9 protein-coding genes are annotated in these 12,094 nt (G+C 34.8%); 3 read left to right on the top strand and 6 right to left on the bottom strand.

The features are described from left to right. Positions 1 to 85 precede the first annotated feature (85 nt). From K1X16_RS00045 to K1X16_RS00035, 3 genes are all read left to right on the top strand, one after another. Positions 86 to 2,812, top strand: a complete 2,727-nt coding sequence (locus tag K1X16_RS00045) for a LamG-like jellyroll fold domain-containing protein (protein ID WP_225034578.1) — start codon at positions 86 to 88, stop codon at positions 2,810 to 2,812. A gap of 464 nt (positions 2,813 to 3,276) precedes the next feature. Beyond that, the gene (locus K1X16_RS00040) at positions 3,277 to 3,549 is read left to right on the top strand and encodes an EF-hand domain-containing protein (RefSeq protein ID WP_195872541.1); all 273 of its coding nucleotides are present in this window, start codon (positions 3,277 to 3,279) and stop codon (positions 3,547 to 3,549) included. Positions 3,550 to 3,573: 24 nt separating this feature from the next. Further along, a complete protein-coding gene (locus tag K1X16_RS00035) occupies positions 3,574 to 3,996 on the top strand; it encodes a secondary thiamine-phosphate synthase enzyme YjbQ (RefSeq protein ID WP_225034577.1) in 423 nt (140 codons plus the stop codon). Here K1X16_RS00035 and K1X16_RS00030 read toward each other — a convergent pair. The 6 genes from K1X16_RS00030 to thrS all read right to left on the bottom strand — a co-directional run bounded on the left by K1X16_RS00030 (position 3,970) and on the right by thrS (position 11,567). After that, complete coding sequence (locus tag K1X16_RS00030) at positions 3,970 to 4,848, bottom strand: HAD family hydrolase (protein ID WP_225034576.1); 879 nt, start codon at positions 4,846 to 4,848, stop codon at positions 3,970 to 3,972. The genes K1X16_RS00035 and K1X16_RS00030 overlap by 27 nt on opposite strands. A 13-nt stretch (positions 4,849 to 4,861) precedes the next feature. Beyond that, positions 4,862 to 8,119, bottom strand: coding sequence for an amidohydrolase family protein (locus K1X16_RS00025; RefSeq protein WP_225034575.1), 3,258 nt, complete (start codon positions 8,117 to 8,119; stop codon positions 4,862 to 4,864). 167 nt (positions 8,120 to 8,286) lie between these two features. Continuing rightward, complete coding sequence (rplT, locus tag K1X16_RS00020) at positions 8,287 to 8,631, bottom strand: 50S ribosomal protein L20 (protein ID WP_195872537.1); 345 nt, start codon at positions 8,629 to 8,631, stop codon at positions 8,287 to 8,289. A 104-nt stretch (positions 8,632 to 8,735) separates the two neighbouring features. Next, positions 8,736 to 8,933 (bottom strand): 50S ribosomal protein L35, encoded by a 198-nt coding sequence (gene rpmI / locus K1X16_RS00015; protein ID WP_040279932.1) that lies wholly within the window; start codon positions 8,931 to 8,933, stop codon positions 8,736 to 8,738. Between the two features lie 108 nt (positions 8,934 to 9,041). After that, positions 9,042 to 9,590, bottom strand: coding sequence for a translation initiation factor IF-3 (gene infC / locus K1X16_RS00010; RefSeq protein WP_195872590.1), 549 nt, complete (start codon positions 9,588 to 9,590; stop codon positions 9,042 to 9,044). A gap of 33 nt (positions 9,591 to 9,623) precedes the next feature. Then, on the bottom strand, positions 9,624 to 11,567 hold the full coding sequence (gene thrS / locus K1X16_RS00005) for a threonine--tRNA ligase (RefSeq protein ID WP_195872536.1): 1,944 nt from the start codon (positions 11,565 to 11,567) through the stop codon (positions 9,624 to 9,626). Positions 11,568 to 12,094: the final 527 nt, after the last annotated feature.

Raw genomic sequence — 12,094 nt, 5'->3', positions numbered from 1 at the left:
TAATGCGTTTCAACCCTTGTTTTGTGCATTTCATAGATAAATAATTAGATTTGGACTACAATTATTCCTAACTAAATCTATGATTATGAAACAAAAATTACTTTTATTATTTGCTATAGTGTTTGCAACTTCAATTTCCGCTCAAACATTTTCTGTAGACGGAGTAAATTATTATGTTATTTCCTCGACTACCAATACTGTTGGTGTAACGTCGTCTTCAAGTTATGTAGGTGAGCTAGTTGTGCCTTCAATGGTTCAAAACGCTGGTGCTACTTACACTGTAGTTTCAATTTTAGATGCTGCGTTTCAGGGTAGTACAACGTTAACTTCAATTACAATTCCTAATACAGTGACTGAAATAAGAAATAACGCATTTCAGTTTTGTTCAAATTTAACATCCGTAGATCTGGGGAATTCAATTACAAGTATCGGACAGCTTTCCTTTAATGCGTGTTTTAGTCTAACTACTGTGGTTATTCCTAGTTCGGTAACAAATATTGGTAATAATGCATTTGAATTTTGTACTGATTTAACTTCGGTTACAGTCGAGTGGGCAACACCATTACCTATTACTAGCAATGTTTTTTTTGGTGTCAATACGGAAACGGCAACTTTGTATGTTCCTATTGGAACAGAAGGACTTTATCAGGCAGCAGAAGGATGGCAAGACTTTGGGGCAGTTCTTCCTCCACCACCTGCAACTCATCTCAATTTTGATGGTGCTAATGATTATATTGAAATACCAAATGAGTCTAATTTCGATTTTACAAATCAAATGACCGTAGAGCTTTGGATGAATTCAAGTGTAATGCCTCAGCAATGGGATGCTCTCGTGGTAAAAGGAGATGATAGTTGGAGGTTACATTTAAATGAATCAGGAACAGTAAACTTTACCGCTAGTGGTGTTGTCCCTACACAAGAAATTAATTCAACGACTAGTATTACGGATGGGAATTGGCATCATATAGCCGCTACTTTAGGAGGTGACTCTATTAAGATTTATGTAGATGGTGTATTGGAAACTCAAGCTTCTGCTTCTGGGATTATTAATAATAATATTCACACAGTATTAATTGGAAACAATCCCATATATTCTGGTCGTCATTATACAGGTCATATGGATGATATCCGAATTTGGAATGTTACAAGATCAGCAGAACAAATAAATGGTTCAAAAAACTGTGAACTACAAGGTACAGAAACAGGCTTAGTAGCCTATTATAAATTCAATCAAGGTTTTGACGGAAATGATAATACAACGATTACAACTTTAACTGACGCTACGGCAAATGCAAACGATGGCACATTTACTAATTTTGCTTTAACCGGTACTACAGGAAACTTTTTAGCAGGTTCGCCTGTAACTACTGGTTCTATTATTCCAAGTGTACCTGAGGTAACTACACCAGTAAATTACGGCGAAGGCGATACCGCAACAGCTTTAGTAGCAACAGCTGGGACTAACGGAACAGGTTTATTATGGTACAATACAGAAACAGGTGGAACTGCAAGTACAGAAGCACCAACTCCAGATACATCAGAAGCTGGCTCAACCTCTTATTGGATAGCAAGTACAAATGAAAACGGGTGTGAAAGTGAACGTGTAGAAATTGTGGTTACTGTATATGGTCCTGGTCCTGCAACCCATCTTAATTTTGATGGAGTAGATGATTATGTTTCGCTAACAAATACATATACCTCGCTAACCGATTTTACAATCGAGGCTTGGATCAAAACTGATAAAGACGGCATAATTATATTAAGTAATTCTGGTTATGATTCTAGTTTATTAGCAGTAAGTAATGGAAAGTTAACATATACAACTGGCAGACATGGTTATGGTGGGTTTAATCTTATATCTAATCAAAATGTTGATGATAATAATTGGCATCATGTAGCATTAACTACAAGCTCAATAAGTACAAATGGTGAAGCTAGCTTATATATTGATGGTGCTTTAGATGCTTCTGGAACATTTGGTATCTATACTGTACCAATGGGGTCTTTAACTATTGGAAGTCCTAGTACGTCACATTTTAGTGGTTCTATAGATGAATTACGTATTTGGGATGTCGTTAGAACAGCTACAGAAATTGATAATACTAAAAGTAGTGAAGTTCAATGTACGGAAGCCGGATTAGTTGCATCTTATCAATTCAATAAAGGTATGCATGCAGGTGAAAACATTGGTATAAACACCTTAACTGATGTATCAGGAAATGGTAATAATGGAACGTTGAATAATTTTGCTTTAACAGGATCGACTTCAAACTGGTTAGCTGGTTCACCAATAACTACATTATTAACTCCACCAGATGCTGATTCTCTTGTAGAATATGTGCAATATGATACAGCAACAGCACTAACAGCAACAGTAGGTACTAACGGATCAGGTTTATTATGGTACACAACAGAAACTGGTGGAACAGGAGAAGTTGAGGCACCAACACCAGATACATCAGAAGCTGGCTCAACCTCATATTGGGTATCTAGTATAAACGACAATGGTTGCGAAAGTGAGCGTGTAGAAATTGTAGTTACTGTTGAAGGAGTATTAAGTATAGCAGATAATGATCAGATGCAAAGCATCAAAGTGTTTCCAAACCCAACAAATGGTAACGTTGCTATTGTAATACCAAATGCGCAAGAATCAAAAGTGACCGTTTACGATATAAATGGTAGATTACTTATAAATAAGGTAAGCACGGACGCAAATTTTTCCATAGATTTAAATCAGTACCAATCAGGTGTGTATATCTTAAGAATAAATATCAACCAAAATGAAACTATAAAGCAGATCATAAAAATTTAATTAAAGTAATTTTAATCAATCGGCGATAACCTTTTAGGATATCGCCGTTTTTTTTTTTTTTGGCTAAGGTGATCATCTTATCCTTATTTATATAAAAATCGAGTATTTTATATAATAGTCGGTCATTCACATACATAACAACGCATTTCACACCATACTATTGGTATGTTGTAGATATAGATTTAATTTTGATAGCCAATGATTATAGCATATCCAAGACTATAAATACTACATTGTTATTTATGGTTTTAGCAAAAGAGTATAAGTCAATTAAAAATTTTAGTTTTCATTATGGCTTGTATCTTTTGAAAGTATTACGAGGTTTGGGAAAATTTCGGCAAGGGTGATTAAGAAGTAGGGTTTTTAATCAACTAAGTTAAAGGTCGCAGTAATGCGACCTTTTTTTATGAATACACTAGAGTTTTCCCGTTATAATTCTTATTTTTAATGAAAAGACAATAGTTATGCTATCAAAAGAAACCGTACTCAATAAAATCCAAATTTTAATTACCAATCATTTTAGTACACCCGAAAAAGCTTTTGAGTTTTTTGATAAAGATGGTAATGGGAAATTATCAAAGTCAGAAATTAAAGATCTACTTCATGAGGCCGAAATAAGTGGTTTTATTCGAGGGTTGGTAAGTACAAAACTTATTGAAGGTTATGATAAAGATGGCGATAAACGTATTAGTTGGGAAGAGTTTAAGCTTGCATTTGATGAAATTTCAACAGATTAAAAACTTTAGAAAATCAATTTCTACATGCAATTTTTTCAAAACGAAATTAAACTTCAGCCCTTTTCAAGAGGCTTTCATTTAATTACATCTGAAGTCTTAAATGCAATCCCTGAAATTAGCCAGATTAAAATCGGTCAATTACAAGTATTTATTAAACACACTTCCGCAAGTTTAACCATCAATGAAAACGCAGATCCAACAGTACGATTAGATTTTGAAAGCCATATTAATAACATGGTACCAGAAAATCAGCCCTATTATAAACATACCTTTGAAGGTGCTGATGATATGCCAGCACATATAAAAGCATCTTTAATGGGGTCGTCTATTCAAATTCCTATTTCAAATGGGAAACTAAATCTTGGTATTTGGCAAGGGATTTACCTTTGCGAACATCGAAATAGAGCAGGTGGAAGACATTTAGTGCTTACTGCTTTCGGCAATTAATTGTTCTAAAACCAATTCTACACCATTGTTATCGTTGGAGTCAATTTCAAAATTAGCAACGGCTTTTACATCAGGATGTGCATTGGCCATAGCATAACTATATTCAGCACATTTCAGCATTTCTAAATCGTTATTAAAATCACCAAACACCATAGTTTCAGATGGTTTTACACCGAGTTCTTTTTGCAAAAATGTAAGCGCATTACCTTTATTAGTAATGGCTTCTGAAATATCAACCCAATGATTTCCTGAAACCACAACATTGAGTTCGGGTTTTAAATGTTTTACATGTGGAAATATGTGTGCTTCAGAATTTGTCTGGTGGTATAAAGCTATTTTAATAATGTCATCTGTAATCTCTTCAAGATTATCAACAATGGTATATGCTGAATAATACTCAGAAAAGGTCTTCACCAATTCTTCTGATGCTCTATAAATATAGGCTTTGTGTTTTGTGCAAAAAATAGGGTAGGTGTTATCAATTTTTGTAACTAAGGCATATAGCTCTTTTACACGATTTGGATTAAGCACATTAGAAAGAAGTGTTTGTTCATTTTTAATTACTAAACCACCATTTTCTGCAACGATTATAATGTCGCTTTCAATAGTTTGAAGTTTTTTTACAATACTGTAATAAGGTCGGCCACTAGCCGCTACAAATTGAATATCTTGTTTCTTAAGATGTTTAAATAGATCAAAGAATTTAGTACTCACTTCGTGATTAGAATTGAGTAGAGTGCCATCCATATCTGTGACGACCATTTTAATGTCTTTCATAAATTGTATGTGTAGGTTGTATTCAAATGAGGTGAACTTTAAAGCCGATGCCATACCAATAGGTTTCGGAAACATCGGCTATTTTGTTTTAATGCGAACCAACATGACAGCCACAAGCTTCTCGTGTAAAACTCTGTGATGCTTCATGCCAAGGAAATGCTTGGTTATATTTATTATTTTCCCAATAGAATTCAGTACGCTCTTTGGGGTGATTACCTATTTCATTCATGGTTGCTGTATCGTATAATCGACCATTAATCATGGTGTAAATGATACTTTCAGAATTTCTAATATTTTCTAGAGGATTTTTATCCATAACAATTAAATCGGCTAGCTTTCCTTTTTTAAGAGAACCAATGTCGTTACCAGCACCTATATAATTAGCTCCATTTATTGTGGCAGCTTTTAGAGCTTCATGGTTCGTCATTCCTCCCTGTTGAAGTGACCATAATTCCCAATGTGCTCCAAGGCCTTGTAATTGGCCGTGCGCACCAAGATTAACTTTTACACCAGCATCGCTAAGGGCTTTTGTTGTTTTTGAAACTAGAATATGTCCGTTTTCATATTCCTCATCAGGAACCATCATGCGATGTCTAGAACGTGAATCAACAATGCCTCGTGGTGTGTATTTAAGAAGCTTTTCGTTTTCCCAAACATTGGTTTTTTGATACCAATAGAATTCGCTATTCATTCCGCCATAATTTACAATAAGTGTTGGCGTATAACCTACGTTACTGTTACTCCAAAGTTCTATAACATCTTTATAAACTGGTGCGACAGGAATATTATGCTCAACACCTGTATGGCCATCCATAACCATGGTAATATTGTGGTAGAATGTAGAACCTCCTTCAGGAACAACAAAAATACCTTCTTCGCGCGCAGCTTGTAATACTTGTTGACGTTGGTCGCGTCTTGGTTGGTTATAACTCTTTACTGATAACGCTCCAAATGCTTTTGTTCTCCTAATCGATGAACGCGCATCTTCAAGATTGTTTATGACGGCTTTAAAATCTCCTTCAGCTCCATATAGAATAAAACCGGTAGAGTAGAGGCGAGGTCCAACTAATTCACCTGCTTTTTGTAATTCGGAAAGTGCAAAAACGGTTTCAGAATGTGCAGAAGGATCATGAGAAGTCGTTACTCCAAAGGCTAAATTGGCATAAAACTGCCAGTGTTTTTGTGTGGTTAATCCGTATCTAAAACCACCAATATGGGCATGAGCATCTACCATTCCTGGCATAATTGTTTTTCCTGTAACATCATAAACTTTTGCATCGGAAGGTATGGTAACATCTGATGTTTGTCCAATGGCTTCAATTCTATTGTTTTCAATAATAATCGTTCCATTTTCAATAACATCATCGCCTTCCATAGTGATAAGTCGTGCTCCTTTTAAGGCAATTTTACCTGAAGGTTTATCCGTTTTGGCTTCAAGATTTATCTGAATTCCTTTTTCTACTAATTCAGCATCTTCGGTCGCTTCAACTGAATAATACTGGTTACCTAAAGTCCAATGCAAGGTTTTGCTGTCTTGAGACCAATGAAGATTGATTCCGGCATCTTTAGACAACTGAGTTACTGGAACAAATTTACTTTTATCCGTAAAATCTAAAGTTTTTCCCGCTTTAGGCATTGGTGCCAAATACACCTTATGTAAATGCACAAATGCTATCCATTTGCTATCAGGACTTGGAACTAAAATATTGCCGTGTTTAGATTTTACAAGGGTACGTTCATCAAAACCATTGAGGTCTACACTTTTTAATGTTTTAGTTAAGGATCCGAAAAACTGTCCACCATTTTGATACACAATTCGGGTATCATCCGCATTGAATCTAGGAAAATCACCTTCTTTTATAATAAATTTTGTGTTGCTACCATCACTGTTCATAGTATATAAACCAGGCTTCTTTGTAAAGGTTCTTCCTTGGTCGTTATTTCCACTTTCCTTTCGATAGACAATGTGTTTACCATTGTGAGAATAGGATGGATTGCGATAGATGCCTTTTTCTGAAGTTAATTTTGTCCCAATCCCTCCATTTGCTGAAACTGAAAAAATGGCTCCAAGTTCTTCATCATTCCAAGTTACATAAGTAATTGTATTTCCATCTGGCGAAAATGTAGGTTCAAACTCAAAATCAGTTCCAGAAGTTAAGCGCTTCGCTTTTCCATTAGGTAGTTCTTGTTTGTACAAATATCCAAGCGCATTAAAAACAATAAATTTCCCATCAGGCGAGGTTGTTGCATGTCGAATTACTTTCGCATCAAAAGTGTCTGGTGCAACAGGAGTATCAAATTCAACGGCTTTTGCAATTTTAATGGTAGCCTTAGCCTCAAATGGAATATCTGAAACTTGAAGCGAATTGATATTAATCTTATTAATTTTTCCGCCAGACCATATAATGATATCCTCATTATTAGGCATCCAATTGAAGTTGGTGTACACACCAAAAATAGCCCAAGCTTCTTGTTGGTCTTTATTGAGTTGGTCATAGATTGGCCATTCTTCACCTGTTTCTAAATCGTGAATAAACAAAACCGTTTTGGTACGAACGCGTTTTACAAAGGCGAGCTTTTTTCCATCTCTAGATACCTGAGGACGTGCTGCACCACCTGGACCACCAGTAATTCTAATGGTTTTACCAGTTTCCATATCATAACGATTGATCACATAGATTTGACTGTTAGGATCTTTATTATATTGAAATGCTCCGCCAGGATACACATCTTCACTATAATATAAATATTTTCCGTCTGGCGATAGTGTTGGCTCGTTTACATCTTGTTGGTCATTTTTCTTTTTAGTGAGTTGAACACCACTACCACCTGTTTTATGATAAAGCCATAATTCGCCAGCACCTAAAGAGCGACCAGATGTAAAATGCTTTCTGGCAATAATATAGTTGCTGTCTGGAGTCCAAATAGCATTGTTTAATAATCTAAAACTTTCTTTAGTGACTTGTTTGGCGTTGGAACCATCACTATCCATAATCCATATATTGTCACCACCTCCGGCGTCACTCGTAAACGAGATATGTTTTCCATCAGGACTAAAACGCGGTTGAATTTCAAAAGGAAGTCCTTCTCTTAAAAGTTTGGCTTTACCACCATCACTGTCTATTTTGTAGATGTCGCCTAAAAGGTCAAAAACGATGTGTTTCCCATCTGGACTCACATCTAAATTCATCCATGTTCCTTCTTCAGTCGACAATTTTAAATCCTTGAAATCCCAATCACCTTCAGGTTGTGATACATCCCATGTTTTGGCTTTGTCTTTATCTTGGCTAAAAGCATTGAAAGTAACAAGGAGAATGAGGGTTGTGATGAGTTGTATAAGTTTCATGTGATAGGTTTTTATAAAACGGTAAGTTAAAAAGAAAAAACGGTAATTCGTATACATATGAATGTTTGAAATCCGTTAATGTTTCATCTTAAAGCATAAAAAAACCGATTCAAATGAATGAATCGGTTTTTTATAAGCGAAATGTTGTTATTAATTTGGCTAAAAGCCTACTTTACTTTGTTTACTATAGCTTCAAAAGCTTCTGGGTGATTCATCGCTAAATCGGCAAGTACCTTACGGTTCAAGTCAATATTATTTGATTTTAATCCTCCCATAAATTTTGAATAGCTCATTCCATGCTGTCTTGCACCTGCGTTAATACGCATAATCCATAACGAACGGAATGTTCTCTTTTTTACTCTACGGTCTCTGTACGAGTATTGCATCGCTTTGTCAACCGCATTTTTTGCTACTGTCCAAACGTTTTTACGTCTTCCGAAGTAACCTTTTGCTTGCTTAAGAACCTTTTTTCTACGGGCTCTCTTCGCTACTGAATTTACTGATCTTGGCATTTCTTTTAATTGTTTTTTGTAGTAGGCGGTCAATAATTGACACTTGCTAAATTCTTTTGCCTAACTCCAGGGTTTGTAATTTATTTTAACCGATTAAAACCGTATTACTTTAAACGTAACATTGTTTTAATATTGTCCTCATCTGCTTTATGTACTAAAGCATCATGAGTCAATTTTAGCTTACGCTTTTTAGATTTTTTTGTCAATATATGACTCTTAAAAGCATGCTTTCTTTTAATCTTACCAGTGCCAGTTAGTTTGAAACGTTTCTTAGCACTCGATTTTGTTTTCATTTTAGGCATTTTGTCCTCTTTTTAATTTACGCTTCGCTTATTATCGTTTTGCTGAAATATCAGCATTTTAGTATTTTGTCTCTCAACAACTTATTGGGTGGTTGAGTGTAGTCGAAACTACTTTTTCTTAGGTGCAATGAACATAATCATTCGCTTTCCTTCGAGCTTAGGCATTTGTTCTACCTTTCCGTATTCTTCAAGATCCTGGGCTAATCTTAATAATAAAATTTGACCTTGTTCTTTAAAAACAATGGATCGTCCTTTAAAGAAAACGAAAGCTTTCAACTTTGCTCCGTCTTTTAAGAATTTTTCAGCGTGTTTCTTTTTAAATTCATAATCATGATCATCTGTTTGTGGACCAAATCGAATTTCTTTAACAACTACCTTAGTAGCTTTAGACTTTAACGCTTTTTCTCTTTTCTTCTGCTCGTAAAGGAATTTTTTATAATCCATAACTTTACAAACAGGAGGCTTCGCATTTGGCGATATCTCTACAAGATCTAAACCTTGTTCATCGGCTATGGACAATGCCTTTTTGATAGGATAAATCCCTATTTCAACATTATCTCCGACTAATCTTATTTCTTCAGATCTGATTTTAGAATTTATACGGTGTTTATCTTCTTGAGATACACGTCTTGTATAATTCTTTCTGTTTCTACGTATTGCTATGGCTTCTGTATTTTAAAATTAAACTTATTATTTAAAAGTTTTTAAACTTTTACTAACTCTATCTTTTACTATTTTTTTGAAGTCTTCTACATTAATTGTGCCAAGGTCTTCTCCACCATGTTGGCGCACAGTTATTGTATTATCCTTCTCTTCTTGCTCACCGACAATAATCATATACGGAAACTTTTGCATTTCAGCTTCGCGAATTTTCTTACCTACAGTTTCATTTCTATTGTCTGTGAGGGCGCGAATTTCGTCATTTTCTAGCGAAATTAAAACTTTTTCGGCGTATTTTTCATATTTCTCACTAATAGAAAGTATAATTACCTGCTCTGGCATGAGCCATAATGGAAAGTTTCCACCTGTATGCTCTAATAAAATCGCTATAAAACGTTCCATACTTCCAAACGGTGCACGGTGTATCATAACAGGTCTATGCATCTCGTTATCACTACCTTTATAGGATAATTCAAAACGTTCAGGTAAATTATAATCTACCTGAATGGTTCCTAATTGCCATTGTCTACCAAGGGCATCCTTCACCATAAAGTCAAGTTTTGGACCATAAAAAGCAGCTTCGCCTGTTTCTACAACATAATTTAAGTCTTTATCCTTTGCTGCATTTAATATGGCTTGCTCTGCTTTTTCCCAGTTTTCATCACTTCCTATATACTTTTCTGGATTTTCAGGGTCTCTTAATGAGACTTGAGCCGTGAAGTTCTCAAAACCTAATGAACCAAAAACATATAACACTAAATCGATAACGTCTTTAAATTCCTTATCTAATTGATCGGGAGTACAGAAAATATGCGCATCATCTTGTGTAAATCCTCTAACACGTGTTAAACCATGTAATTCGCCACTTTGTTCGTATCTATATACAGTTCCAAATTCAGCATAACGCTTTGGAAGTTCTTTATAAGAAAATGGTTTTGTATTATAAATTTCGCAGTGATGCGGGCAATTCATTGGTTTTAATAAAAACTCTTCTCCTTCAGAAGGTGTAGAGATAGGTTGAAAACTATCTGCACCATATTTAGCATAATGACCAGAAGTTTCATAAAGTTCTTTTTGCCCAATATGTGGTGTTACTACCATTTCGTAACCTGCTTTCTTTTGAGCAGCTTTCAAAAAGTTCTCTAAGCGTTCTCTTAAAGCAGCTCCTTTAGGTAACCAAAGCGGTAAACCCTGTCCAACTTTTTTAGAAAATGTAAAAAGCTCTAATTCTTTACCTAACTTTCTATGATCTCTTTTTTTAGCTTCTTCTAATAAATGAAGGTATTCCGTTAGTTCTTTTTGCTTAGGGAACGAAATACCATAAACTCTAGTCAATTGCTTATTGTTTTCATCACCTTTATAATAAGCACCAGCGACACTTAAAATTTTAACGGCTTTTATAATCCCTGTATTCGGAATATGACCACCACGACAAAGATCTGTGAACGTAGCATGGTCACAGAAACTAATTGTGCCGTCTTCAAGGTTATCTATTAAATCAACTTTGTATTCGTTTTTACCTTTATAATAAGAAAGCGCTTCAGTTTTGGAAACATCACGCATTTTAAAATCGTGCTTACCTCTGGCGATTTCTATCATTTTAGTTTCAATAGACTTAAAATCCTTTTCAGAAATAGTGCCTTCTTCGCCTAAATCAACATCGTAATAAAAACCATTATCTACTGCTGGACCAACCCAAAGCTTTACTCCAGGGTACAATTCTTCTAAAGCTTGAGCTAAAACGTGCGCAGAAGAATGCCAAAAGGCTTTTTTTCCTTCATCGTCTTTAAATGTATATAAAGTAAGACTACCATCTGTGGTTATTGGAGTGGTGGTTTCAATAACTGTATCATTGAATTTTGCTGAAATAACATTACGTGCAAAACCTGCACTAATGTCTAAAGCCACTTCATAAGGTGTTACATCTTTTTCGAAAGATCTAACAGAACCATCTGGCAGAGTAATTTGTATCATTATATATAGTATAAATTTTAGCCTACAAAGATATATCTATATAAGGAATAGTCAAAGTGAAGTTTCTATAAATATATAAGTATTAATTATGGCGTTTTGTTTTCCTTAAAGAAGTAAAACAAACGGGCTATACACTATATCTTTTTGTAACATGTATTTGTTCCTATTATATTAGTATGGCAATTGTCGTTATATCTAATAAAGGAAGCTTTTTTTACGAATACAAAAAGGATGCCGTTTCTATCCCTAACGCGACCATGAGAATGTCTATATGGTATTAAAATGGTTACCGAAGTACATTGAAACGAAAAAACAATAAAAAAAAGTAATTTCTAAATTCTTGAAAATATAGCTGTTATAAGTTTTTTTAAAAATAAATTAAAATAAATCAACTAAAGAGTTGGTGGGAACGAAAAAGGGTTTTATATTTGCACCCGCTTAGCGAAACAATGTTAAGCAAAAGTAAAGAAATAAGTTCATTAACATATTGAATTGACAGCGTAAAAATCAACTGGAAACGGTTGGTT

Origin of the sequence: Winogradskyella sp. SM1960 (assembly GCF_020179375.1) — a bacterium.
Taxonomy (GTDB): Bacteria; Bacteroidota; Bacteroidia; order Flavobacteriales; family Flavobacteriaceae; genus Winogradskyella; species Winogradskyella marina.
The sequence above is the reverse complement of the archived record's forward strand: the minus strand, read 5'-3'. Positions and strand labels throughout refer to the sequence as shown.